This window comes from Thermogemmata fonticola (genome assembly GCF_013694095.1).
In the GTDB taxonomy this organism is placed as follows: domain Bacteria; phylum Planctomycetota; class Planctomycetia; order Gemmatales; family Gemmataceae; genus Thermogemmata; species Thermogemmata fonticola.
In genome coordinates this window covers 226,497-251,488 of the sequence record NZ_JACEFB010000006.1, presented here as the reverse complement: position 1 = coordinate 251,488, position 24,992 = coordinate 226,497, and the positions used below count along the sequence as shown (strand labels likewise).

The following is a 24,992-nucleotide window of genomic DNA, read 5'->3' as shown; positions in this document are numbered from 1 at the left end:
ACGTGATCTGGCTATCCGGTCGTAAGCCGCAAATTGAGTTTCCGTATCTAAAGCAAGCGGCCTTCAATTCATCCCGGAGCGCCCCTTGCATCTCGCGCGGCAGGGTGTAACTTGAATGCAGAAATGAGGCAGGCATGGCCTCGGTAGTCTCTCTGAGATTCCACACCTGGATTCGCTCCCAGCGATTCTCGTTACGAGCTTAGCTCCGGTGTAGCACGAGGGAAGATTCTGACAAAAGTCCCTTCCTCCCCCCGGTTCCACCTTGCAAGGAGCCATCAATGCGCGAAACGATTTCATTCCAGTGCCCCACCTGCCAGTCGTTAGTCATCCTGGAAAGTGTCGCCTGGCCGGAGGATTCGCTCCATTGCCCCCAATGCGGGCACGCATTCCCGGCTTTGACTCCGTTATCCGACCAACAAGAAGTTTATGCCGCGGAAATAGCCGAACCAACAGCACCCTGTGAAACCGCCCCACCGCCTGTCAACTCCCCCCTTCCCTGGTGGGGTTATGCCGCAGGCACATTAGTGCTAATCGGGGTGGTTGGGGGCCTGGCATATCTCTACTACCAGAAGATGGTTCCCCAACGGGATATTGCTGCTACCTCGGATAGCAACGCAACAGAACCTGTGTTCGGTCCTACCGATGATGGTTCCAATGCATCCAACAAATCCCAAGACCGTCCCGCTGCGAAACGGAGCGGCGGTATCCCGCCACCCCCGCCGATGCCCCCTCCGCCGAAGCTACCACCCTTGCCAGAAGATGTGGCACGGGCCATCATTGCCGAAAAACGCGAATTACTCCCCGGTACCTGGCACACGGACCTGCCTTATCCGATCACAATCGTATATGAGACGGACGGCCGCGTGAGCTTGACAATGTCGACACCGATGGGTCCACCTGACCACCGCTTTGAAGGCCGTTGGCGCATACTAGAAGCCATCAACCAGCGCACCCTGGCCATCGAATGGGAAGATAAGGCTCAGCGGCGTCAGCGCATGGAGGTGATCTTTGAATTGGATGGCGACATCCAACATCCCATTTGGGGACAGCCCCGTCTCATTCCCAAACTTAGCAAGCAAAAGTGAGGCCGGCCGGTAAGATGCCAGTGTGAATCCTCACCCCCTCCACCAAAGGCAGAGTGTAATCCCTACCTTTTTGTGCCCAGGAGGACGGGATCAATCCTGCGGGAATAAGGCGGTGGAGAGATAGCGTTCTCCGAGGTCCGGCAGGATGACAACGATCACCTTGCCTGCGTTTTCGGGTCGCTGGGCGACTTTCACCGCGGCAGCGGCGGCTGCCCCACAAGAGATACCGCAGAGCATTCCCTCTTCCTTGGCCAAGCGCCGGGCCATCTCAAAAGCCTCTTCATCTGTAACTGTCATAACTTCGTCAATGATGGACACATTCAAGACATCAGGAATAAAACCGGCGCCGATACCCTGGATTTTGTGCGGTCCGGGTTTGACTTGATCCTTGGGAATCCCCTGGACGAGATGTTGGGTGATGACAGGACTAGCCGCCGGCTCCACGGCAATGCATCGGACGCTAGGCTTCCGGGCTTTGAGCACTTCCCCGCATCCTGTGATGGTTCCCCCTGTGCCGACGCCGGACACGAGAATGTCAATCTGGCCATTGGTCGCCCGCCAGATTTCTTCCGCCGTCGTACGCCGGTGTATCTCCGGGTTAGCGGGGTTCTTGAACTGCTGGGGCATGAAGGCGCGCGGCTCACCTCCTAATTCTTCGAAGATCCGATTGGCCTCAGCCACCGCCCCGCGCATGCCCAATTCGCGGGGAGTCAGGACCACCTTGGCCCCGAACGCCTTGAGCAGTCGCTGGCGCTCCAAGGACATGCTCTCAGGCATTGTCACCATCAGCTTGTAACCGCGGGCAGCACAGGTGAATGCTAAGCCAATCCCCGTATTCCCACTCGTCGGCTCTATGATGATTGTCTCCGGCGTGATTTTCCCCGCCTTCTCCGCTGCATCGATCATTGCCACCCCGATCCGATCCTTGACGGACCACAGGGGATTGAAATTCTCCAGCTTCCCCAGCACCGTGGCTTTAGTATTCCCAACCACACGCCGTAGCCGGACCAGCGGAGTATGCCCTATCGTTTGGGTAATATCGTCGTATACTTGCGTACGAAAACCCGTTTCAACCGCCATGATCCCTTCCTCAGCTTTCCTGATACCCCAAATGCCACGCTAACCACACAAAGCAGACTAATGCTACTCATTTGGTGAACAATTTAGCAATCCAGGAGCCAAAAAACAAGACTAGTTTTTCCCAATGCTAGTTCGGCAGACCACGCGCCCTCGTGTCACGTGTCTTGTTTCCCATCCGTTTTCTTGGAAACCACAAAAAATTAGGAGGAAAATAGATTCACCAAGGCCAAAGACAAAGGATTAGGTTGGCCCACCGACTTCACCCGGTCTCCGCTTGTCAAGGTAGTGATGCTAATTTTCGGAAAAAACCGGAACGGGCAAACGAAATCCCAAGGTACCTCGTCAATACTATCGAGCATCGGTGAAAGGCAAGAAGCGGGCGCCCGGTAACAGAACAACTCATCCGTGCTCCGGCGTGTAATTTTCCCGAAGGTGAGCTACCCGCCGCTGTCCGTATGATTGAGGTTCAGGAGAAAAGCCATGTCAAAGACGTTGCGCCGTGCGTTGTTTGCCCTGAGTTTGGGAGCAGGTGTTCTGTTCGGAAGCAGTTATTGGCTGCAAGCCGACGAGAAGCCTGTGCGGCGTCCAGCACCGCCCGTAGCGCCGCGTGAAGGACCGCCGCCCCCGGCGGGTTACCCCTCCGGCGGGGGATTTGAGCTTATTCCCGGAGGGGGCGTAGTCGGTGAGCCTGCTCGTGAAGTATCGGATCACTATCTGCCCGAATCGAAGCCGGATAAATCCATTTCTCCGGTGAAAGTCACCAATGACATTGCCAAGACAGATTTTGCAGTCAAGCCGAAACCCCTCAGTCCTGCCGTCAAGAAAGGCTTGGAATACTTGGTGAGAAACCAACGGCCGGATGGCGGCTGGAATCAGGGGGGTGGCTGGCGCCAGAATATCGGCGGCGGACGAATTGAGGGACCCAATGTCGAGGACCCCTCCGATGTCGGCAATACCGCCTTTGCCCTGCTCGCTTTGATTCGAGCGGGTAATACACCGACCGAGGGCGAGTACCGGGAAGCCGTCCAACGAGGTCTGGAGTTCATCCTCAAGCACGTGGAAAAAGCGGACAGCGACTCGCTTTATGTCACCGATATCCGCGGCACGCAATTGCAGAGCAAGATCGGGCGATACGTGGACACCTTCATGGCGAACTTGGTGCTCGCCGAGTTGCGGGGGAAAGCCGGACGTTTGGAACCGCGGGTCGTGGCAGCTCTGGAAAAGACGATGACCAAGATCGTGCGGCATCAGGGACCAGATGGCAGCTTTGCGGGCAATGTCGGCTGGGCATCTACTCTCTCGATTGGAATTGCCAATAAGAGCGTAGCCCGTGCACGGGAGCGCGGCGCTCAGGTGGACGAGGTTGTGCTGAAGCGTATTGTGGCTCAGGCGAAAACGGCAGCCGACAACGCTGGCCGTGCGCCGGCAGGAGGCTTTGGCCTGGCAGGTGCCGACGGTGCTCGCCCCGCTCGCCCCGCTGCTGGACCTGCCGCGCCCTCCGACGCTGGCATTGCTCTCTACAGCGCGAGCCAGGGTGCTGGGAATCTGCAAGACGTGGTCAATAGCCTACGTCTGGATGCAGCCAAGGCCCGAGAAGTCCTCCAAAACAAAAATGCTCCACCCGCAGCCCGGCTAGCCGCGGAACGGAAACTGGCCGAGCTGGACCGCCTGGAACGGCAAAACGCCGCTGTCCAAGCCGACCTAACTCGCAACGCGAGAGATCAGCGCTTCCTGGCAGGCTTCGGCAACAACGGCGGTGAGGAATTCCTCAGTTTCCTCAACATCAGTGAAACCCTGGTGCTCAAAGGAGGCAAAGAGTGGGAGGAATGGGATGCCCGAATGACCAAGGGACTGGAAGCAGCCCAGGATCGCGATGGCTCTTGGCAAGGGCATCACTGCATCACGGGCCGCACATTCTGCACAGCTGCCGCTCTGCTCGTTCTCATGGCCGACCGTACTCCCTTCCCCGTAGAAGTCATTGCGGCGGAGCGGGAGAAACGGAGCCTTTCGCCCTCCCAAAACCAGGTGCCCAAATCGGACAAATAAAAGTCACCTGCTAACCGTAATGATTCGAGGGGATCGCCCAGTACACCAGACGAACTCCGCCCCTGGAGCGATCCCCTAAACCCAAATTCCATCACGTAGCCTACACCAAATCTAAATTCCATTAGGTCGGCGGGGTATCCCGCTACTCCACCCGATCCATCGCTAGCCATGACTCCGGCACGCCACTTGTTGCTCCTGACAATTCTGTCTTGGGGAGGGGTGCTGCTGACAGGATGTACCCCGCCGGGTCAACCCCCAGATTGTCCTGAATCCGCAGGTACGGATTCCCAAGCGGATCAATCCCCGCCAGCCAACTCCTTGTCCCAATCTGGAGTTGGAAAGGTGGAAGCAACCCGAACCGCGGCCGCCCTCCGTCAAGCCGTCATGTTCCTCCGCCAGCATCAGGACCAGGACGGAGCCTGGCGTTCCGATCTTTACGCTGTTTTCAAGGATGGCTCCGCTTTGACACCGTTGGTCCTCCTGGCGCTTCAGCACGCTTATGATGTAGACCCCGACTTGCCTGATGTGCTCCCCACATTGCAACGGGGATACCGCTTTTTGGCCCGTTGGAGTCAGCCGGATGGCACCCTCGGGCTGAAAGAGGACCAACTGGAATACCCGGTCTACACTGCGGCCTTAACACTGGAAGTCTTCTCCCACGCTACCGCTCAGGAAATGAAACCGTTACGCCAAGGTTGGGTCCGTTACTTGCTCCAACGGCAATTAACGGAGGCCAACGGCTGGAAACCGGAGGATGATCACTACGGCGGTTGGGGTTATTGCCGCCTCATCCCCTACAAACCGGAGCCGGGGAAGTTCGCACCAGCTCACACGGAGTCGAACCTGTCGGCCACACTTTTTGCCTTGCAAGGTCTAGCGCAAGCGGAGGCACTGGATACCGCCACAGCTCGCAAAGCGTTGGTCTTCATTCGCCGGATGCAGAATTGGGGCAGTGAGGTTCCCTCCCACGTGCGTGATGGGGGTTTCCGCTTCGTACCCGGCGACCCGGTCCGCAACAAAGCGGGTTTGGCTAACCCTCCGCTATCGACATCTTCGGCTTCCTCACAGCCCGCTGGCCCTGGCTTCCCTTCCTATGGGAGCATGACGGCAGACGGCTACCGCGCTTTGGCCCTTTGCCACAAAGTGCAGGCCACAGACCCTCAACTCCAGGACGATGCCCGCCTCCGAGCCGCTGCTGATTGGCTCCTGCGCCACTTCCAGGCCGCAGAACATCCCGGTGCCTACATCCCCGATCATGCCTCCAATCGCAACGCTGTGTACTACTATTACGCCAGTTCGCTAGCTCGCGCTTTCGCCGAGCACCGACTGGTCTTGCCGGGACAACGCCACTGGGCCCATGAGCTAGCACAGGCTTTGTTGAACCAGCAGAAACCAGATGGGCGTTGGGAAAATCCTCTGGAACTCGTGCGAGAAAACGAGCCTTTGGTAGCCACCGCGCAAGCTGTCATCGCTTTAGCATTGTGCCACAAGAATCTGCAAGTCCGGCGCTAATCTACCGGCCTTTGACCGACTCCCGCGGTTATCCTCCGGTAGGATCACGGTTTTTTCTTCGCCTGGCCGTAGCCGACGGCTTGCGCCGCGAGTGTGCCCACCTGCCGCCGCAAAGGAGTCACGTTCCCCTTTTCATCAGGATGGAGGCGATTGGTGAGCAGGATCACCGCGGTTTGTGTCGCCGGATCAAGCCACAGACTGGTGCCGGTAAAACCGGTATGTCCGAAGCTGCGGTCCCTGGGAAACAGATCACCTCGTGGTGCGGAATAAGGGGTATCCACGTCCCAACCGTAGGTTCGCAAGCCGGTGGTTACGGCACCTGAGGGGGATTGGCCCACTGTGACCTTGCGGGGAGTTGTCCATTGCCGGACGGTCGATTCGCGGAACAGTCGTTTCCCATCGAGTTCTCCGCCTTGCAGGAGCATGCGGCAGAATCGAGCCAGGTCCTGAGCTGTCGAAAACAAACCGGCATGGCCGGCGATGCCTCCGAGGAGAGCAGCTCGTGGATCATGGACCTCGCCCTGAAGCATCCGCTCTTGCCGGCGCCCTGTTCCAGCGGAGCGGCGCTTCTGATCCTCGGTTAGCTTATAGTCCGTGTCCTTCATTCCCAAAGGTTCCCAGAGCTGCTTGCGGCAAAAAACTTCCAAGGACTGTCCGCTGACAAGTTCCACCACGCGACCCAGGACGAGATACCCAACGTCCGAGTAACGGAACCGCTCGCCCGGCGGATTCAGCAATTTCAAGCGTGCAATCCGTTCCCAGGCTTGCTTCGCACCCGCCGCATAGTCCGCCAGGGGATTGTCCGCAATCAGCCCCGCTGTGTGGAGCAACAGGTGTTCGAGAGTGACCTTTTCCTTACCTTCTGCTGCAAATTCAGGCCAGTACCGGGCAACCGTGTCACTGACACGCAATTGTCCTGCCTCGACCAGATGCATGACGGCACTGGCTGTCGCCACCGGTTTGGTCAGCGAAGCCAGATCAAAGAGGGTGTCCATCGTCATCGGCTGCCGCTGGGGTTGTTGCAAGCGGTCGCCGAAGGCCTTGATATAAAGCGAGCGGTCCTTGTGTAAGATGTGCACGACGGCTCCCGCAGTTTCTCCCTGTTCGATGGCCTGCTGGACAGCTGCATCAATTTGCTTCAGCACCTCCGAGACACCGGATGGGAATAACCCCCCTGCCAAGCTGGAGATAGCGGTATAACCGATCGGTGCCGCGGTACCGCCCGATTTCCCACCTGATAGGTGAGCCAATACGGCAAACAATGAGCTTCGTAACCACTCACGCCGTTGCATGTCTCCGCCTCCCCCTCGAACTGAAGCATTGCTTCCCAATAACGGTACCTCCCCTAAGTCATACACTGCCCTGCTATTGGTTCCCCGATGCGGGCGTATCCCCAAAAGCAACGTTACGAGCACGCCTTGCCGCATGCCGAAAAGCCCGCGCGGTTCCGCTGGCGTTTAGCCGGCCATCACGGGGCCAGACGGCAGCGCTGCCAGGGAGCGCCTACCCGGCTGCGGGAAAACTGGATGCGGTCATGCAGGCGGTTGGGTCGTCCTTGCCAGAACTCGAACACGAAAGGCACCAGGCGATATCCCCCCCAATGGGGCGGGCGCGGAATGTTCCCATCCGGATACCGAGCCATCCACTCCGCATGCAGGCGTTCCAGATAGGTCCGATCCGGAATGACTGCACTTTGTTCGGATGCCCAGGCCCCCAGGCGCGAACCCAAGGGACGGGTTCGAAAATATTCATCCGATTCTTCCGCGCTGGTCAACTCTACGATTCCTTCCACACGTACCTGCCGCTCCAGAGGGTGCCAGGGAAAAACCAGGGCGGCCTGCGGATTGGCGGATAATTCGCGGGCCTTGCGACTTTGATAGCTCGTGAAAAAGGTCAGACCCCGTTCATCGAAACCTTTGAGCAGGACCATGCGGGCGGAAGGCTTTCCGTCTGGAGCCGCCGTTGCCAGAACCATGGCATTCGGCTCCGGCAAGCCTGCGGCCAAAGCCTCCTCGAACCACCGTTGAAATAATGCCAGGGGATCGTCTCCGGCTTGCTCTTCCGACAAACCACCCTGGCTGTACTCCTGGCGTAACTCTGCGAGTGAGCGGCCCAAACCCGATCCTGATGGATTGGTGTGTTCGACCATCGTGATTCCCTGAAGTCGGCATTTACCCCTTCGAGGAAGGGCGATTTTGACTCCGCCCCACCTAGCCGTAACGTCCTCCCTCCGGCTTGCAGCAACCTGCGCGACATATCATTCCTAGACATACCATCACTATATTCCCAACCCAAGAGGTGGAATACCGAGGGCCGTCCAGATGCCAGCGGAAGCAGCCACGGGACTGGTAGTCCGAGCCAGTGACTGGAGTGAAACCAGCCGCATCGTCACTCTTTTCACACGCGAATGGGGCAAGATACGCGCCTTGGCCAAAGGCGGGCGGCGCTTGCGCTCCAATTTCGAGATCGCTTTCGACCTGCTTACTGTCTGCCGGGTGATGGTCATTCGCAAAGGTCACGGCGGACTCGACCTGCTCACGGAAGCACGGGTAGAACAGCGCTTTGCCATCCTACGGAAAAGCTTGGCTGCTTTATATGTCGGCTACTACTTGGCGGAACTGCTCGCAGAAGGAACCCAAGATTACGATCCGCACCCGACCCTCTACGACACCGCCATTTCCGCCTTGGAATCCCTCGAAGCCGGTAGACATCCTGCCCTAGTCGCCACGGAATTTGAACTTGCTTGGTTGCGGGAAGTTGGTTATAGCCCACGCCTGGATGCCTGTGCTGTCTGCGGGGGGTCCGTCGGGGGGGAGGATGTGGTATGGAGTCCGGCAGCGGGTGGAGTGGTCTGCCCTCAATGCCGCAGCCGGGTTTTGGAAGGAGTACGCCTCTCCCCCGGTAGCTGGTTGTGGTTGCAGCGGTTGTCGCAAGGGGAAGCTTTACCCGCCTCCCTCCCCCCGCCCTGTGATGTCCGCCAGGCTCTGGGTCTGGCCGTTACCCAGGTACTGGGCCGGCGACCGAAAATGCTGAGGTATCTGGATGGCCAGTAACACAGCCAGAACAAAATATCACCGTCTAGGCGCTCCCCGCACGGTGCTCCTCCTCTGGTGTCTGCTAGCCGCCCTTTGGGTCGGCACCACTGGCTGCCACAGTTGGCAGAACTTCCGCGAGCGGGCTGTCCAGTTCCGCCATGCCGTCTTCGATAGCAGCTATCAGGACCCTAAAGCCCAGGAGAAAATGACCGAGGCCGACCGCCTCTTCGCCGAGGGACGTTACTCTCAAGCCCGCAAAATCTACAAGAAACTGGCCGACAACCAGGGCAATCCGACTGACCTAGCCGAACGGGCACGTTTCTTCCAGGCCGAGTGCCGCTTCCACGAAGGCCACTATCCGGAAGCTGTGGATACTTATCACCGGCTACTTCTGGACTTCCCTGCTGGGGCTTATCGCCGCGATGCCTGTAACCGCATGTATCAGATTGCCGACTACTGGCTCAACGATTTCCGCGATGAACTCGCTCGGCGCAAAGACGAATCCGGCATCCTCTACTGGCGCCCCCGCTGGCCGAACCCCTTCGATCGCACTCGGCCCGCTATCGATCAGGAGGGGCGGCTCCTGGAAACCCTCAACAACATCTGGGTGCAGGACATTTCCGGCCCTTACGCCGACAAGGCCATGTTCTGGTGTGGTTACATCAACTTCGTCCGGGGCAACTTTCAGGAAGCCGATCACTGCTTCAGCCAACTCGTCGAATTCCACAAGGACAGCCCCTTGCTGCCGCATGCGCTCCTCTATGCCGTGCAAGCCAAAAATGCCGCCACCGGAGGACCGGATTACGACATCCGCCGCGCCGCCGAAGCTCTACACCTGATTCACATGGCAGAAACGAGCTTGCCGGAATTCACTCAGGACCCGCAGCTCTCCGAACGCCTGCGCCGCGCCAAACAAGCTATTCGCCAGCAACAGGCAGAACACGATCTGCGCACCGCCGAATACTACGAGCGCACCGGCCATCCCGGATCGGCGGTTTTCTACTATGAACTCGTCCGCCGCCGCTATGCCGGCACCCGCTACGCCGACCTCGCCACACAACGCAAGGAACATCTGCTCGCGCTCGCCCAAGCGGGGCGGCCTGCACCAGGGAATGACCCTTGGGCCATTCTGCAAGCCAAATGGAAAGAATGGTTCGGGGATCCTCAACCGGTGATCACGCCAGCTTCTAGCCAAGTGCCCGCTCCCACGGCTCCCCCTACTCCCCCACAGCCAGCGTCCCCTCCTAGCCCATCCTCCCCTCAGCCTTCTGCCACGGAGATGAAGCCAGAGGCGCCCAACCCACTTCCCGGCGATCTTCCAGATCGCGGGGCTTCCGTTCCTCCTCCGGGGAAGATGCCATGAAGCCGATCCACGCCTTCCACCCTGCCCCCGCCCAGCGATGCCATCCTCGGCGCACATTCCTGTCTTGGCTCGGCGGAACCGCTCTCGCATTCGTTGGTTGCCAGAACACCGGCCCGATCCACATTTTCGGGTATCGCCTCGGTGCAGATGCACTTTATGATCCCAACATCCGCACTGTCTACGTCCCAGTCTTCGCCAACCGGGCCTTGCAAACGACCCCCTACCGCGGCTTTGAAGTGGACCTGACCCAGGCCGTCATTCGGGAGATTGGGCGAACCACTTCCTTCCGGGTTGTCTCCGATCCCGAACGAGCCGACACGGAGTTGATCGGAGTCATCGTCGGCATCCAGAAGCAAATCCTCAATCGTACCCAACAGAACATGGTCCGGGATGGCGACTTGATTGTCACCGTCGATGTGGTCTGGCGCGACTTGCGTGACGGCACTATCCTCTCCGCCCCCCGCAAAGGAGCACGTCCCCCAGCAGCTCCCTTACCAGGAGACATCCTACCCATCCCCGGCCCCTTTGATCCCAATCTCCCCCCTCCAGCTCCCTTGCCCGAAGCACCTCAAGTCATCCCCACGCGCTTGGTCGCCGCCGGACGATACTTGTCCGAATTGGGCGAAACCAGTAGCTCCGCTGCCAAACGGGTCCAGGATCAGCTCGCCACGCAGATCGTCTCCATGATGGAACGGCCCTGGTGATGACCGCCCCAGACACCATCCTTACTTGGACACAACCCACCGACCCACTGACGAACTTATTCCGCCCCAGCAGATAAGGCGCTTCCCGCACATCCTGCCTCGCTCCGATCGTATTTCCAGACGATTTCGTTGCCCGCTTGGGGGATGCTACCTCTTCGGACACCACAATGTTCCCAGACTTGAGAAATGTAGGATTCCTGGAGCACAGAGCTGCTTGCCAACATCCGTAGAACAACAACGACGATCTTCAGGCTGCTGGTGTAGAAGCAACCGGAGAGTCCAGACTGATTCGGCGGTACAAATCATCCACCACCCAATGGAAGGCGGTCAGATGGATGGATTCGACGATCCCCATGTCATCTAGGGGAACATGGAGGTTATGATGAGCCAATTCCTTGAGCCGTCCCCCCGAAAACCCCGTACAGCCGAAGGTGGTCAATCCATGAGCGTTGGCCCACTCGACCGCCCGCAAAATGTTTGGGCTGTTCCCCGAACCGCTGATGGCAATGAGGAGATCACCCGCGCTGGCCAAATTCTTCAACTGCTCAACAAAGACTCGCTCGAAACCCTCATCGTTCCCCCAGGCGAGAATGTAGGGAGTGTTATCCGTCAGGCTCAGCACCTTCAAGCGCCGTTTGCTGGAGTCGTCGAAAAATCGGCGGTGAAGCGTCCCTTTGCCTAAATCCTCGCAGAAGTGCGAAGCGTTCGACCCACTGCCCCCGTTACCAATGATGAACACGAATCGCTCGCGGCAATAACACTCATAAATCAAGTCGGACAACCGTTGCACCTGCGCTGGATCGATCCGTTGCAGTTCGGCCGCTACTCGGTCCAAAAATTGTCGTGGATTGAGCGTGACACCTAACATCGCTTTCCTCTCGCCAGTCCGTTTGTCCGAAATGGGATAGTTTGCTATCCGGTTACCGTGGTATATGGTCGATCCAGCCGTGGGGTTCCAAGTGCGTTCACTTGCTCGATGGCATTCTAAGAATCGGTGTGATAATCGGGAGAGGCTATGCCGTCAACACCGCTTTCCGTACGCCATCCCTTCCTGAAGTTCTGGCACGGGATCCGTTCCCGCCTCCTGTCGCTGCTAGTGGAGGGACGTCACTCGAAGGGTAACCTAAGCACGCTCCTGATCTGGATAGGACTATTCGCTCTGGTGACCTATGCCGCTCTGATAACGCATCGCCATTATGTGTCTCACCTGGATCTGCGTTGGTCCAGCATTTACCATGATCGCAATGCTCATTATCAAGCTGCTCTTTGCATCGCGTGTGAATTGCGGCAAGGGCACATCGGGAGGGCGTTGCTCGATTTGGATGCAGCGAGTGTCGCTTGGCCCGTTTTGCATCCCCTGCTACTGGGTCTGATTCTTACGGTTGTGGGACTGATTCCCGAAGCTGCTGTCCTACCGAGTTTATGCGGTTGGATGTTGACCGCCGTGCTGGCTTTCTGGCTCGTCCGGCGATTGGGGGGGCCAAGTGGATCGATCGGCGGACTTGTAACTGTTGGCTTGATCCTTACCAGCCCGGCTCTGCGGGTGATGGCCACCGATGTGATGCTGGAAAGCCTCGGGTTAGGTCTCACTTTGACCGCGGCGGTTGCTTATGCCGCATGGGTCCAACATCCGACGTCCAAGCACGCTTGTTGGCTGGGAGCTTCGCTCTCCGCTTTGTTCCTGCACAAGTACAACTACTGGGGACTAGTTGTCTTTTCCCTCAGCATACATGAAGCCATCCGCAACAGAAAAATTGTATTACAATATACTGTGCAGATATTGAATTATATCATTGATGAAAAATTTCTAGTAAGACAATCGAAAAGTTTAGTTAACTATCTGATTTTGGTCCTGCTAATACTCAGCCTAGTCATTATCTATTGCAATGGTATATCAATGACCATTTTTGGTCATCGGATAGGAATACAAAGACCAAGATTATTGATCCAAGCAGCCTACATACTAAGTTTGATACGTTTGGGAATGTGGTGGAGCACACGGGGACGGTACACGGTGGAACAGCAATGCGGCCTCCCCCAAAGGAAGCTCTTGGAGTGGGCCACGATTCCCCCCCTGCTTTGGTTAGCCCTCCCTTTCCGCTTGCAATTCTTCGTGTGGTACGCAGGTCCGGGAAACGATCCGGGCATCCTGCATCATACTTTCTGGCAAAAGTGCCATTACTATTTCGACGGTATTTATAATAATTACTTTATTCATCACTGGATAGCAATTATTAGCTGTATATTATCTGCTATCGGAATGGCACATTTTATTCTCAGGAACAATAATGATTTATGGAAATGGATTATACCTTTATTGTTTATTGTATCATGTATTCTAACACTATTACATCCCAATGAGCAGATGAGATTTGTTCATACTTGGTTTCCTCTGTTTTGGCTGATGTCTGGCATTGGTTTTGCCACCATGATGAACGGCATCATCAGAACAATTCCTCCGTTTATAAACACCGTTTTGGCTTCCGCGGCGGTGCTCTTGATCATCGGGGGTATACTGGCAGGAATGTTGGAGCCGCCGCAGGTCCGGCCCGACTTCGGACGTGGTTACGGTAATCCCTCCCAGAGCTTGCGGGTGGTGTACAACGCCTACCTGTCCCATTTGAGCGGTCAAGAAGAGACCGCCATCCTTTGCAATCTTCCAGAGGCTTCCTGGCGCTGGCCGTTTCTAGAGCGCTTCGGCCACAAAAACGGCTTGCGCCACAATCTGCGGGAAATCGGCTGCTTCGATCCCGTGTCGCTGGCAGACGCGCGACGCTGGCTTGCAGCAACCACCTCTCAAATCATCGTGTATGTCGAAATCCCTCCCCATAGTCCGCTTTACGAACCTCCACCTCAGGGGCGAGATAATTCGGCGATCAAGATGGCATTACTTGAACAGGATCGATTCCGCCAGGTTCACGCCATCACCCTGCCTCAGCTAGGAACTGTCTCCATTTGGCATCGCTGAACTTCCAGGCCCGATTAGCCTACCAGTACAATGAAAGATCGGGCAGAACCAACAGGGACAAAATCCATGCCACGCGACGTAATCCTGGGCACAGCCGGGCATATCGATCATGGCAAAACCACTTTGATCAAGGCGCTAACGGGTATCGATTGCGACCGCCTACCTGAGGAGAAGGCTCGCGGCATCACCATTGATATCGGTTTTGCCCACTTGGAACTCGGCGACTACCACCTGGGAATTGTGGATGTCCCCGGTCATGAGCGCTTTATTCGGAACATGCTCGCGGGTGCCACGGGCATCGATCTGGCTTTGCTGGTTGTGGCCGCTGATGATTCCGTCATGCCTCAAACCCGCGAACATCTCGCTATCCTCCGCTTGCTCGGTGTACGCCACGGCTTGATTGCGATGACGAAAGTCGATCTGGTAGATGCGACGACCCGTTCGGTGGTGGAAATGGAAATCCGGGATCTGGTCCAAGGCACATTCCTGGCGGACGCTCCGATTGTCGCCACTTCCGCCACCACGGGCGAAGGATTGGAAGAACTTAAGCGTCATTTGCTGCACCTCTGCGAACAGGTAGAAATCCGCGCTCAGGATCAGTGGTTCCGCATGCCCATCGACCGGGCGTTTGTCGTCCAGGGTCACGGGACAGTCGTCACAGGCTCTGTGCCGTCCGGACGTGTACGTGTGGGGGAGGAGTTGGAGTGGCATCAAGGCGATGGCAGGGTGGAGCGCGTTCGGGTGCGGAGCCTGACCAATCATGGCCGAGCGGTGAGCGAAGTGCAGCGCGGGCAGAGGGCTGGCATCAACCTGGCGGGCGTCCCCCATGAACTGGTCCGCCGAGGTCAGGAACTGTTCACACCGGGCTATTTGCGCCCTAGCCGCGTGCTGAGCGTCCGGGTCGAAGCAGCGACGTTGCATCCGCGGGGTTTGCGGCACCGCCTTCCCGTCCATTTCCATGCGGGTACTGCTGAGGTGATGGGAACGCTTGCGCTCTTGGATGCCGACACGGTGCGTGCGGGGGAACAAGCGCTGGCGCAAGTGTTCCTGGAACAGCCCATTACCAGTGTGTGGGGTCAACCCTTTGTCCTACGGGATGTCTCGGCCACCTACACTTTAGGCGGGGGAAGAGTGCTCCAGCCGGTGGCCCATAAAATTCGCCGCCGCCATGTCGAAGTCATTGAACAGTTGGAAAAGCTGGAATCATCCTCACCCCACGAGCGCATGGCCACGGTGGCCTGGTTTGCCGGGCTGAAGGGGGCGGAATTGGCGGATTTTATTCGCGATGCGGGGGTCACACCAGCGGAAGCCCATCAAGGCCTCGCCCAACTCCAACAAGACGGGACTCTGATATCTCTCGCTTTACCATCCCGCCATCAACCTTTGCTTGTGCATGCTGGGCGGCTTAAGGAAGCAGAAGAACGTATCCTCACCTTAGTCCAGAGCATGCACCAGCAGTATCCGCTCTTGACCAGCCTGGATCGGCAAAAAATTGTGGCACAACTCGGCTACTTGGGGGATGTTGAGCTAATTCAGACTTTGATCGACCGCCTGCTGGCTGCCCATACTTTGGTGGGAGATGCCCATCGCATAGCCCACGCTGCGTTCAAACCGAAACTGAGTGCGAATCAGCGCAAACTCAAGGATCGTATCGTGGCGGCTCATCAGGCCTCTCCCTTCCAGCCGCCGGAACCGAAGGAATTCATCCCCTTGGCCGGTGGGAATGCCCACGCGCTCAAGGATATTTACGAAGTCGCTGTGGCCGAGGGATTGTTAGTCCGCATCAACGACCAGTTATATCTAGCAGCGGAAGCGGAGGCTGAGATGCGGCGCCGTATCCTAGCTCGCTTGCAACAAGGTACCGGCATAACCGTCGCCGAAGTTCGCGACTTACTCGGTACGACTCGCAAATATGCTGTTCCGCTCTGCGAGTACTTGGATCGTTGCGGGCTGACCCGGCGAGAAGGGGACCTGCGTTATTTGGCCTCACCCGCGGAAGTGGAGGGAAAGGGCGGTATTCCCGCCACACCAACAATACTACCTACTACGCCATCCCCACGAGCGGTTTCTTCCCGCGAGGATAGCGACTGTGCGTCATGAAGTCGGTGGCAACCCGTGAAATACACTTAAGGGGGATACATCCAACAATCCCGCCCCGGTGTATTCACGGATCGTCATCCGCTGGCTGGATGGGGAATTAGTAGCGATCTCTGTCGCCGTAGCCGCCACGGCCGCCGCGGCCACCTCCATAGCCACCGCGACCGCCACCGTAACCCCCTCCATGACCGCCACGGGGGCGCTCCTCGCGCGGCCGCGCCTCATTGACAGTCAAGCGGCGCCCGCCATACTCATAACCATTGACGGCAGCGATGGCTTCCTCCGCACCACTGCTCATTTCCACGAAGCCAAAACCGCGGCTCCGTCCCGTCTCGCGGTCCACAATGACCTGGGCCTTGACGACCACACCGAACTGGGCAAACAGCTCAGTTAGGTCCTGATCGGTGGTCCCGAACGGCAGATTCCCGACGTACAAATTCTTGCTGGCCATAACAACTTACCTCCCCGGTCCTGTTTACGGTGCTGCCGGGATGCACACCACTAAACCTTGCTCAGTTGCTCGGAGCAACCGGGAAGCTCATAGCGACTGAAACTCTCCCCCAGACAACAGCACACCGGGGATGTGAACTACCGCAGCTCACCTCTCAACCCACGGAGTGGTTTCCGAGCAGAAACGTACCGGAGATAGGCCAGCGTGATACGCTTCAGAGCGAAGGCAAGGCAGGGAATGACCTGTCGCAAGGCTCGTCAAGCTAATCGTCCGCTTCATCCGACCGAGTACGCCAATTCAGTTCTGAGCTTCCTCGCCATCTCGGTCCACCCAAGATGGTTCATTGCAATATACGCTTCCTTTCGGAAAAAGGTAGTCGAAATCCAAAATTTTTTTGGATGGCTAGTGGTTCCAGGTACATTCGGTCCAAGTGCCGTCGGCGGAAAACTGGATAGAAACCGACTTCCAACGGAGACGGCCTACCCATCGACCCAGCGCCACCTCGACCATTGCTCCCGCCAAATTGTCCAAACAAGCGACCCGCAGTCCGATGTAGGACGTCGTCAAGCGCGGATTGATCTCGATGGCGTAATCTTGGCTGCCATCGGCGGCCTCGCCCAATACCACGTCCACTCCGACATAACCGAGCAGACCCGAAAGGTGTGCCAGCGCACGTTGACCCAACTCAACCGCTCGCTGGGCCAACTCCGCAGGCAATGGCAAGGCACCGCCCTGATAGCGAAACCGACCATCGGTGCTCAGGTGCTGATAGGCCGGAAGGAGGGGCAAGGTTGTCTGCGGCCCGCACAAAAACGCTACGCTGGCTGCTTGGCCGGGGACATAGTCTTGCACGATCATTTCGCACCCCTCCACTTGGGACTCCAAACCGCCCACCTCTTCCCAACGATGCACCAGGAAAGTGGCCTGGGAGCCACACCCATCCCGTGGTTTCCACACGAGGGGGTATCGGTCCTGCGGGCGAGGCTGGCCTAAGCGCACTAGTGGAGTCGGCACTCCCCTCTGACGCCAGTGTTCGGCCAACGCCCACTTGTCACTCGCCAGGCGGATGGTTTCCCGCGAAGGCCCCAATCGCCAAACGCGCCGGCGATCCCACCCTGCCGACAACTCGGCGAGCACCCCTCCTGTCTCCGGGGCGATCACCACCACCGCTTCCGCCGCGGCCGGATCATCCACAACGTCCAACCCCGAAACTTGACGCAAATCCGCCTCTAGTGCCGACCGCATCGCCCAGCCCTCCCGGTACATCCCGTGCTCTGCCGAGTCCGGTTCCTTCCCTAATCCTGTTGCTGTCAGATGCTCATAGACGTAGATTTTCATGACTGAATCCTCCAGTTTTTTCTGAATGCTTTCTAGCCCATCGCTCTCCTAATCTCTCAAATTTACAAAAATCCATGAGACATTACCTTATTGACGAAGGTTGTACCGAAAGCAATCGGCCGTTTGCCATGCCACTGCACGTGCTCTCGCCTCTCTGAATGGGTATCTCTCACTTCCATCGGCGGCACTTCCTGATAGCCAACTCCGGACAGTCTCTCTTTCACCGACAGATTTAGCCGTTGGTATTGTGATCTCCACATTCCCATCATCCTCCGTCATCCAGCATTCGATCGCTTCCCTTACCAGTCAGCTTCACCCCTCTTTCTCGCACTCTAACTATAAAAATGTACTATAAAATCCCGGAAGTCAAGTAAAAAATTCCACTTTTTTGTTTTTTTGTACAGATGGCCGCCCATGAGGAGCCTTTCCCGAGGTCGAGGGGGGTATTCTTCCCTTCTGATCCAGCCGGTGGAACACCGTCCCAGCCGATGCCTGCACCGACGCTTCTTCCCAGCCGGTTCAGGAAAATTGGAGTGGGTTCCCTCTTGAATTCCGGCGGGCGGGGGATATACATTAGGCAATGAACGGCATCGCATGCGGGTGTAACTCAGTGGTAGAGTACCTCGTTGCCAACGAGGCTGTCGTGGGTTCGAGTCCCATCACCCGCTCTGTAGCAATTATCATGTCCGAGAGGTGAAACAAAACCGCGAGGATCAGTTCTTTTTCCATCACTTAGTGAACGCCCACTTGCACCCTTCCCTTATGAGCACTAACCCATCACAGTGAGCACTGCCCCATCAACGCTCCAAGGATCATGGGGGCTTCTCCTGATTGAGGTCCATACGGCAAACATTCATCGAACGAAGATGATAACTTTTTCCGTAACCGGAACGCTGTGGGCGGCTTTCCGGCTTTTCGGGTTTCTCGTAAAATCCCCTTTCCTAGGCGATGGAGACTGTCGGCTTGCGGAGGATGGAAGGCACGCTGGCAGGAGCTAGGAGCAAGAACGGGTCGGTACAAGGAAGTCAGGGCGGATCGGAGCGTGGAGGGAAGCGCGTCCAATCCCTGACCGATCCTGAAGACACCGGGGGAGAGGCTAGCCCCAGTAGGGAGAACCAGCGATGTTACCTGACGACGCCCAGAGACAACAAGGAGAGGCATCCGAGGCGGTAAGCAATGATGCGCCGGGGGATGCGGCGTCGGTCGCGGTCGCCGAGGCAGGGACGGCAGACTCACCGGCATCCGGCCCCACGGAAATGGCACCGAGCGTTGGCAAGGACGATGGCGTGCCACCACGCTTGCAGCAGACTGTCGAAATCACCGACGTTGGGCCGTGCAAAAAGCATGTCAAGGTGATTGTTGATCGTGCTCAAATCGATCAGCGGATGGATGAAAAGATTTCCAAGCTGATGCTGGAGGAACGCCCGGCGGTGCGGGGTTTCCGGCCTGGCAAGGCACCCCGAAAGTTGGTCGAGCGCATGTATCGGGATCAAGTCGCGGAGGAAGTCAAAAACGAAGTCCTCATGGCCAGTCTGGAACAATTGGCTGAGGAGCAGAAGCTTGCACCCCTCAGCCCGCCGAATCTCGATCCCTACGCTTTGACCCTGCCGTCTGAGGGACCATTCATCTATGAGTTCGATGTGGAAGTGCGGCCGGAGTTCGAGTTGCCGGAATACAAAGGCCTCAAGATTCGTCGGCCGGTGCACACTTTCACCCCTGCCGAAATTGAAAAGGAAGCGAAAGCCTTTCTGGAACGTTACGGCCAGATTGTCCCCAAGGAAGGACCGGCGGGCAGTGAGCCAGTGGTCGAATTGGGCGATCATATCAGTGCCACCGTGGAGGTGTTCGCGCCCGACGGCAAGGAACTCGCCCACTTGGAAGCCCAAGTTTTCAAGGTGCAGGAACGCTTGCTGCTCCGACCGTTCGGCGTGGTGGAAGACTTCGGCAAGCTCATAGGCGGCCGACGAGCCGGAGATGTGATCGAAGCGGAGATTAAGCCAACAGACCGATTTCCGCTCGCCAAACCCGGCACCCGATTGCGCCTGAAGATTCAGGAAGTCAAGACAGTGCGCCTGCCGGAACCCACTCCGGAGTTCCTAGCCAGTACCATTGGCGTCCATAGTTACCAGGAACTGCTTGATATCATCCAGAATCTGCTGCAAGAGCGCTTGGAACAGTACCAGCAGCAGGAGGCACGTCGGCAGGTTCTGGAGCAATTACTGCAATCGGTGCGGTTTGACATCCCCGAGGACTTGCTCGAACGGCAAACGCGCCGTCTGCTCCAGCGTCGCATTCTGGAGTTGCACCAAGAGGGCAAGAGTGAGCAGGAAATACGGGCCCAACTGCGACAACTGCGCCGGGAAGCCGCATTGACAGCCCACCACGAATTGCGTTCCTACTTCCTCCTGCAAAAGATCGCAGAAGTGGAAAAAATCGAAATCAGTGATGAAGACATCGATCAGGAAATCCAGCGTCTGGCGAGGACACAAGGCATCAGCTATCGCAAAATGAAAGCACGGGTGGAAAAGGAAGACCTTACTGAAGCGATCGCCAACATTTTGCTGGAACGGAAAGCGTTGGAAGCCGTGCTCCGACACGCCCAATTTGAGGACTACGAATGGCACATGACCGGGGTGACGGAGCAATTGGTGACAGAAGAAGGGGAAACCGAGCAGGAGGCCAGTGAGACTGCCGGCCAGGCAGCAGACGGCGGGACCAGTAACCCTGCCAGTGCGTCTTCCGCACCGTCGTCCCAGACGTCGGCAGGTTAAGTTTCTCCGCCGCCCAAGTTCCGCGGCATCGTGAAAAAGCGGAGCCAATCCCCTCCGTCAGAGGCTGCATCAATCACAATCCGGCGGGGAACCCTACGTTGGGCCGATCATCACCTTGACCCTCTGGCTAATTGTTGGGGGGAGGGAGGAAGCGAGAGGATTCAGAGCGCGAGCAGGTCCAATCGTGGAGGCATGGCGAGGGTGGCAGGGACAGGTCTTGACGGACTCGATAGCATGCCAGGAAAGGGACCTGGATCTCCTGCACACGTGTGCGGGTCTAGAAAGGTAACACGGTTATGCCCACACTTTGGAACCCTATGGAAGCAGTAGCAGGACCGCTGCAACCGCTGTTGCAACGCAGCCAATACTCCCGGCAGCGGATGATGACGCTGGGGGACTTGCTGCTGGAAAACCGGATCATTTTTGTCGGTGCCAGCCCCGATACCGGGGGGAGTCCGGTGATCACCGACTTTCTGGCCAGCGTGATCATCCAGCGGCTGTTGTACTTGCAGTATGAGAACAAGACCGCCGACATTCACATGTACATCAACAGTCCGGGAGGGAGCGTATCGGCCACTTTGGCGGTATACGATACCATGCAGTTTCTGGAGGCACCGATCCATACGTACTGCATGGGTCTGGCCGCGAGCGGAGCCGCCATCCTCCTGGCAGCCGGCACAAAGGGGAAGCGCTATTGTCTTCCCAACTCCAAGGTGATGATCCATCAACCCTACGGTCAGGTGGCTGGGCAGGTGTCGGACATCGAGATTCAGGCCAACGAGATTTTGAAGGAGCGGCAACGCCTCAACGAAATCCTTGCCCGGCATACGGGCCAGCCGTTGGAGGTGATTGCCCGCGAGACGGATCGAGACCGCTACTTCCATGCCTATGAGGCCAAGGCGTTCGGACTGGTCGATGAAGTCCTGACGCGACCGGAGGACAAGAAGTAAGGTCAACGGCCGGCATATGCCGCACAAAAAGAGTCTCAGCAGTCTGGGCGGAAGAGCGGTGTTGCTATCCGCGCGCAAATTGCAGGGTTGCCATCCGCAGCATAACCGCTCCTGTTTCCCCAGCCCCTATCCCAACCTCACGGAAGTGTTGACCTGGGCCGCGTGTATACAGGTTGTTTCATCAAGGGCGGGCCGCCAATCCGATCTACCCTTCGGACGCGACGGCGGTTCGCAGGAGGAGTGACCTCAATGCCTTTGATACCGATCGTCGTGGAAAGCCATGGCCGCGAAGAGCGGGCCTATGACATCTATAGCCGCCTGCTGAAAGACCGGATCGTTTTCTTGCAGGGTCCTGTCACAGATGAGTCGGCCAACCTGGTGGTGGCCCAACTCCTGTACTTGCAGTTTGAGGACCCGAAAAAGGACATACACTTGTACATCAATAGTCCCGGCGGCAGCGTCACAGCCGGCATGGCCATTTACGACACAATGCAATTTGTGACCTGCGACGTGGCCACCTACTGTATCGGCCAAGCTGCCAGTATGGGTGCTATGCTGCTGACGGCGGGAACCAAAGGGAAGCGTTATGCTCTGCCCCACGCCCGGATTATGATCCACCAACCGTTGGGTGGCACGGAGGGAACAACCGAAGAAATCATTATCCATGCCAAGGAGTTCCTGCGGACTCGCGAGATGCTCAATGAGCTGCTCGCCAAACATACGGGCCAGTCGATCGAGACGATCCGCAAGGGGACCGATCGGGACAATTTCATGTCCCCGATGGAGGCCCTGAATTTTGGGCTAATTGACAAGGTGTTGGAGCGGATTCATCCGGAGCAGATCGGCGTCACACCGGGTGGAAGCGGCTGACCATCCTGAAACTACCAGCGGGGATCGCCGTGAGGGAGGAGATCAGCAACTGCCGGACGTTCGGGGGGTACTGCTATACAGGTTCCCAGGCGTTTTACCGGTGGTTGATCTTGGTATGCACGGCGGCGCTCCTCGTTTCCGCGGCCTGCCGTCCTCACAAACGTTACGACCTACTCGAAGCGGAACTGCGGCAGCGCGAGCGTGAACTGGCAGAGACCCGCAGCGCCTTGGAACAGGCCCGCCATCTCAACGAGGCGTACGCCCGCCAGCTACCGTGCCCGCATCCTGCCGGTGCAGTCACTGGTTCGACCGCTCCTCCGTCATCCATACCCCTCCGGCAGGTCACTCTGGCTCGCGGCACGGGGGGCATCGACGAAGACGGGGCACCAGGAGACGAAGCCCTTATGGTCGTGGTGGCCCCCAAGGATGAAGACGACGCGGTGGTGAAAGTGCCAGGCCGCGTGGAAGTTTGGCTCTGGGAGGTGGCTCCCTCCGGACAAAAAGAGTTCCTCGGTTCCTGGGCCATCTCCCCAGAACGCCTGCGCCCCACTTGGCGGCAAGGGTGGATTAGTAGCGGCTATTTTCTCAGTTTACCCTGGCCGCGTTATCCCCGCTACGAACGCCTGCGGATCGCCGTCCGCTTCACAGCACTGGATGGAAGAGTCTTTGAAACGGACCGGGACATCCGCATCAAGCCAGTTCCGACTCCCGTTTTACCGCCCCAACCTGGCTCTCCTCTGCCTCCTCCGCCGGTCTCTGGACAGCAACCGCTTTTTCCTGAGCCTTTACCGCCGGGCACACCTCCACCTGTCGAAGAGCTGCCGCCTCCGGGCAGTATGTCCTTCGATCGTGTACCGTCACCGCAAGGCGGCGTCGGAACGTTTCCACTTTTTTCCGTTTCCCCGCATTGTTTTCTGCATTCTCCCTCCTCCTGTCATTCGCTTTGATTGGATTTGGCAGCGAGCAACCGCAAATTTCCTAGGGTAGAAAGTGGGACCTTGACAGAAGGTTCATTGGAGTCCGGGAATCGGACAGGGCCAAGCGGGCACCAGCCCGGCAGAACTGATCGCGTTCCCAAGAGTGGGAGGGGCCATACGATGTCCGAAGCATCGTTCAGTCACCTGGATGCCCAAGGTGCAATCCGCATGGTGGACGTGGGCGATAAGGAGGTGACAGACCGGCTAGCGCGGGCCTCGGCACGAGTCAGGATGCAGCCCCAGACCCTCCAAGCCATACGCGAGCAGCAGCTTCCCAAGGGAGCTGTCCTCGAAACCGCCCGGTTAGCAGGGATTCTCGCGGCGAAAAAAACGGCGGAATTGATTCCCTTATGTCACCCCCTGCCGATCACTGCCATCCACATCGACTTTGCCGAAGAAGGAGAAGACTCCTTGCGAATCGAGGCCACAGTCCGGGTTCGCGGCCAGACCGGTGTTGAAATGGAAGCCCTGACGGCGGTTAGTATAGCGGCCCTGACCGTTTACGACATGTGCAAGAGCCTCGATCGAAGCATGAGCATCGAAGATATCCGCTTGGAGGAGAAGAGCGGCGGCCGGAGCGGCCACTATCAACGGGCCAAAACAGACGTCGAACCGCCAAGGGAGTAAACCATGCGTCCAGCAACCCGCAGCGGACTTCGCAGCCAACCCACGACCATCCACCGGGACACGGACACCCAGGTCAATCCGCACGACAGCCACGGCTCTCCCCCGCACGCATCTCCCTCTCCGATTCCGGCACCTCCCCCCAGGAAGATCGACTCCCTGCTGGCCCCACTGGCTGAGGAACTCGCCGCTGTGGAAGCGGTTCTGCACCAGGAGTTATCCCCTTATCGAGAACGCTTCCCAGAATTGCTGAACCACCTCCAGGCCTACCAGGGAAAGCGCCTCCGCCCTGCCCTGTTGCTGCTTGTGGCACGCAGTTGCGGGCATACCGTGCCGGCCCATTACACCCTGGCAGCAGTGGTCGAAATGATCCACACCGCCACGCTGATCCACGATGACGTGCTCGACGAAGCTGCGCAGCGCCGGCATCTTCCCACCGTACACGCTCGTTGGGGGAACAAGACAGCGATCCTCCTGGGAGACCTGCTTTTCACTCACGCCTTTCATCTGGCCGCTTCGGTGGATCAACGGGCTTGCCGGCTTATTGGATCGGCCACCAACCGCGTCTGTGCCGGGGAACTGCTCCAATGGGCCGAGCGCGGGCACTGGCATTTGCCGGAAGCGAAATACCTGAGAATCATTGATGACAAAACAGCCGCCTTGACCGAATGCGCAGCCCAGCTCGGCGCCGTTTACGCCGGGGGTACCGAGGAGATGGTCCAAGCGGCCTGCCTTTATGGACGTTCCCTCGGCCGAGCCTTCCAGATCATCGACGACCTACTCGATCTGACCGGCCGGGAAGATACCGCCGGCAAGACACTTGGTACCGATCTTATCCAGGGTAAAGCGACTTTGCCTATAATCCATGCTCTAAGTCAGATGCCACGGAACGAAGCCGAGGAGTTCTGCCAGATGTTGCAGAATGGCCAGTCCGAGCGCTACTCCTACATTCTGGCCGTTTTGCAACGCCAAGGTTCGCTGGAGTACGCCCGCCGCCGGGCTGAAGAGGCCCTTCATACTGCCCGCGCTGCTCTGCTAGCGTTTCCCCCATCCACTCATCGCGATCTCCTCGACTCCCTCATCGATTGGTCCTTGCAACGGAACGTTTGACGGCTGTCAGC

The 24,992-nt window shown here is 57.9% G+C and carries 20 protein-coding genes and 1 tRNA gene; 15 read left to right on the top strand and 6 right to left on the bottom strand.

Going from position 1 to position 24,992, the window contains the following annotated elements:
* Positions 1-278: 278 nt before the first annotated feature.
* On the top strand, positions 279-1,085 hold the full coding sequence (locus H0921_RS10580; protein ID WP_194538035.1) for a BRcat domain-containing protein: 807 nt from the start codon (positions 279-281) through the stop codon (positions 1,083-1,085).
* Between the two features lie 90 nt (positions 1,086-1,175).
* On the opposite strand, the gene cysK is transcribed toward H0921_RS10580, so the two are convergent.
* Positions 1,176-2,165: a cysteine synthase A gene (gene cysK / locus H0921_RS10575; RefSeq protein WP_194538034.1), complete on the bottom strand. Its 990-nt coding sequence runs from the start codon at positions 2,163-2,165 to the stop codon at positions 1,176-1,178.
* Between the two features lie 480 nt (positions 2,166-2,645).
* Here cysK and H0921_RS10570 point away from each other — a divergent pair, with 480 nt between their 5' ends.
* Entirely contained in the window at positions 2,646-4,211 is a 1,566-nt protein-coding gene (locus H0921_RS10570) for a prenyltransferase/squalene oxidase repeat-containing protein (protein WP_194538033.1), read from the top strand.
* Positions 4,212-4,553: 342 nt separating this feature from the next.
* Entirely contained in the window at positions 4,554-5,723 is a 1,170-nt protein-coding gene (locus H0921_RS10565) for a prenyltransferase/squalene oxidase repeat-containing protein (RefSeq protein WP_194538032.1), read from the top strand.
* Positions 5,724-5,767: 44 nt separating this feature from the next.
* Here the strand turns inward: H0921_RS10565 and H0921_RS10560 are convergent, their stop codons facing one another.
* Together H0921_RS10560 and pdxH are read right to left on the bottom strand one after the other, a co-directional pair.
* The gene (locus H0921_RS10560) at positions 5,768-7,015 is read right to left on the bottom strand and encodes a serine hydrolase domain-containing protein (RefSeq protein WP_194538031.1); all 1,248 of its coding nucleotides are present in this window, start codon (positions 7,013-7,015) and stop codon (positions 5,768-5,770) included.
* A gap of 176 nt (positions 7,016-7,191) precedes the next feature.
* Positions 7,192-7,872 carry a pyridoxamine 5'-phosphate oxidase gene (pdxH, locus tag H0921_RS10555; protein ID WP_194538030.1) on the bottom strand — a complete coding sequence of 227 codons (681 nt, stop codon included), beginning with the start codon at positions 7,870-7,872 and terminating at the stop codon, positions 7,192-7,194.
* A 172-nt stretch (positions 7,873-8,044) separates the two neighbouring features.
* Here pdxH and recO point away from each other — a divergent pair, with 172 nt between their 5' ends.
* The 3 genes from recO to H0921_RS10540 are packed head-to-tail and all read left to right on the top strand — an operon-like array spanning position 8,045 to position 10,825.
* Positions 8,045-8,776: a DNA repair protein RecO gene (gene recO / locus H0921_RS10550; RefSeq protein WP_194538029.1), complete on the top strand. Its 732-nt coding sequence runs from the start codon at positions 8,045-8,047 to the stop codon at positions 8,774-8,776.
* On the top strand, positions 8,766-10,121 hold the full coding sequence (locus tag H0921_RS10545) for a tetratricopeptide repeat protein (RefSeq protein WP_194538028.1): 1,356 nt from the start codon (positions 8,766-8,768) through the stop codon (positions 10,119-10,121). The genes recO and H0921_RS10545 overlap by 11 nt, the downstream gene beginning before the upstream one ends.
* Positions 10,118-10,825, top strand: coding sequence for an LptE family protein (locus H0921_RS10540; RefSeq protein WP_194538027.1), 708 nt, complete (start codon positions 10,118-10,120; stop codon positions 10,823-10,825). The genes H0921_RS10545 and H0921_RS10540 overlap by 4 nt, the downstream gene beginning before the upstream one ends.
* A 247-nt stretch (positions 10,826-11,072) precedes the next feature.
* Here H0921_RS10540 and H0921_RS10535 read toward each other — a convergent pair whose 3' ends face one another.
* Entirely contained in the window at positions 11,073-11,693 is a 621-nt protein-coding gene (locus tag H0921_RS10535) for a D-sedoheptulose-7-phosphate isomerase (RefSeq protein ID WP_194538026.1), read from the bottom strand.
* A 147-nt stretch (positions 11,694-11,840) separates the two neighbouring features.
* Between H0921_RS10535 and H0921_RS10530 the strand changes: the two genes are divergently transcribed.
* Positions 11,841-13,793, top strand: coding sequence for a hypothetical protein (locus H0921_RS10530; RefSeq protein WP_194538025.1), 1,953 nt, complete (start codon positions 11,841-11,843; stop codon positions 13,791-13,793).
* Positions 13,794-13,859: 66 nt separating this feature from the next.
* Positions 13,860-15,893 (top strand): selenocysteine-specific translation elongation factor, encoded by a 2,034-nt coding sequence (selB, locus tag H0921_RS10525; protein ID WP_194538024.1) that lies wholly within the window; start codon positions 13,860-13,862, stop codon positions 15,891-15,893.
* A 97-nt stretch (positions 15,894-15,990) separates the two neighbouring features.
* Here the strand turns inward: selB and H0921_RS10520 are convergent, their stop codons facing one another.
* Positions 15,991-16,341: an RNA recognition motif domain-containing protein gene (locus tag H0921_RS10520; RefSeq protein ID WP_194538023.1), complete on the bottom strand. Its 351-nt coding sequence runs from the start codon at positions 16,339-16,341 to the stop codon at positions 15,991-15,993.
* Between the two features lie 402 nt (positions 16,342-16,743).
* A complete protein-coding gene (locus tag H0921_RS10515) occupies positions 16,744-17,679 on the bottom strand; it encodes an ATP-grasp domain-containing protein (RefSeq protein ID WP_194538022.1) in 936 nt (311 codons plus the stop codon).
* A gap of 596 nt (positions 17,680-18,275) precedes the next feature.
* On the opposite strand from H0921_RS10515, the gene H0921_RS10510 reads away from it, so the two are divergent.
* From H0921_RS10510 to H0921_RS10480, 7 genes are all read left to right on the top strand, one after another.
* Positions 18,276-18,347 (top strand) — tRNA-Gly (locus tag H0921_RS10510).
* A 453-nt stretch (positions 18,348-18,800) separates the two neighbouring features.
* Complete coding sequence (gene tig / locus H0921_RS10505; protein ID WP_194538021.1) at positions 18,801-20,450, top strand: trigger factor; 1,650 nt, start codon at positions 18,801-18,803, stop codon at positions 20,448-20,450.
* A 296-nt stretch (positions 20,451-20,746) separates the two neighbouring features.
* Positions 20,747-21,400: an ATP-dependent Clp protease proteolytic subunit gene (locus tag H0921_RS10500; RefSeq protein ID WP_194538020.1), complete on the top strand. Its 654-nt coding sequence runs from the start codon at positions 20,747-20,749 to the stop codon at positions 21,398-21,400.
* 249 nt (positions 21,401-21,649) lie between these two features.
* Entirely contained in the window at positions 21,650-22,270 is a 621-nt protein-coding gene (locus tag H0921_RS10495) for an ATP-dependent Clp protease proteolytic subunit (RefSeq protein ID WP_194538019.1), read from the top strand.
* Between the two features lie 29 nt (positions 22,271-22,299).
* Complete coding sequence (locus tag H0921_RS10490; RefSeq protein ID WP_194538018.1) at positions 22,300-23,217, top strand: hypothetical protein; 918 nt, start codon at positions 22,300-22,302, stop codon at positions 23,215-23,217.
* Positions 23,218-23,367: 150 nt separating this feature from the next.
* The gene (gene moaC / locus H0921_RS10485; RefSeq protein ID WP_194538017.1) at positions 23,368-23,874 is read left to right on the top strand and encodes a cyclic pyranopterin monophosphate synthase MoaC; all 507 of its coding nucleotides are present in this window, start codon (positions 23,368-23,370) and stop codon (positions 23,872-23,874) included.
* A 3-nt stretch (positions 23,875-23,877) separates the two neighbouring features.
* Positions 23,878-24,981, top strand: a complete 1,104-nt coding sequence (locus tag H0921_RS10480; protein WP_194538016.1) for a polyprenyl synthetase family protein — start codon at positions 23,878-23,880, stop codon at positions 24,979-24,981.
* Positions 24,982-24,992: the final 11 nt, after the last annotated feature.

Coding starts and splice junctions, on each gene's coding strand:
- H0921_RS10580 (WP_194538035.1), top strand. CDS start 279: ATGCGCGAAACGATTTCATTCCAGTGCCCCACCTGCCAGTCGTTAGTC.
- cysK (WP_194538034.1), bottom strand. CDS start 2,165: ATGGCGGTTGAAACGGGTTTTCGTACGCAAGTATACGACGATATTACC.
- H0921_RS10570 (WP_194538033.1), top strand. CDS start 2,646: ATGTCAAAGACGTTGCGCCGTGCGTTGTTTGCCCTGAGTTTGGGAGCA.
- H0921_RS10560 (WP_194538031.1), bottom strand. CDS start 7,015: ATGCAACGGCGTGAGTGGTTACGAAGCTCATTGTTTGCCGTATTGGCT.
- pdxH (WP_194538030.1), bottom strand. CDS start 7,872: ATGGTCGAACACACCAATCCATCAGGATCGGGTTTGGGCCGCTCACTC.
- recO (WP_194538029.1), top strand. CDS start 8,045: ATGCCAGCGGAAGCAGCCACGGGACTGGTAGTCCGAGCCAGTGACTGG.
- H0921_RS10545 (WP_194538028.1), top strand. CDS start 8,766: ATGGCCAGTAACACAGCCAGAACAAAATATCACCGTCTAGGCGCTCCC.
- H0921_RS10540 (WP_194538027.1), top strand. CDS start 10,118: ATGAAGCCGATCCACGCCTTCCACCCTGCCCCCGCCCAGCGATGCCAT.
- H0921_RS10535 (WP_194538026.1), bottom strand. CDS start 11,693: ATGTTAGGTGTCACGCTCAATCCACGACAATTTTTGGACCGAGTAGCG.
- H0921_RS10530 (WP_194538025.1), top strand. CDS start 11,841: ATGCCGTCAACACCGCTTTCCGTACGCCATCCCTTCCTGAAGTTCTGG.
- selB (WP_194538024.1), top strand. CDS start 13,860: ATGCCACGCGACGTAATCCTGGGCACAGCCGGGCATATCGATCATGGC.
- H0921_RS10520 (WP_194538023.1), bottom strand. CDS start 16,341: ATGGCCAGCAAGAATTTGTACGTCGGGAATCTGCCGTTCGGGACCACC.
- H0921_RS10515 (WP_194538022.1), bottom strand. CDS start 17,679: ATGAAAATCTACGTCTATGAGCATCTGACAGCAACAGGATTAGGGAAG.
- tig (WP_194538021.1), top strand. CDS start 18,801: ATGTTACCTGACGACGCCCAGAGACAACAAGGAGAGGCATCCGAGGCG.
- H0921_RS10500 (WP_194538020.1), top strand. CDS start 20,747: ATGCCCACACTTTGGAACCCTATGGAAGCAGTAGCAGGACCGCTGCAA.
- H0921_RS10495 (WP_194538019.1), top strand. CDS start 21,650: ATGCCTTTGATACCGATCGTCGTGGAAAGCCATGGCCGCGAAGAGCGG.
- moaC (WP_194538017.1), top strand. CDS start 23,368: ATGTCCGAAGCATCGTTCAGTCACCTGGATGCCCAAGGTGCAATCCGC.
- H0921_RS10480 (WP_194538016.1), top strand. CDS start 23,878: ATGCGTCCAGCAACCCGCAGCGGACTTCGCAGCCAACCCACGACCATC.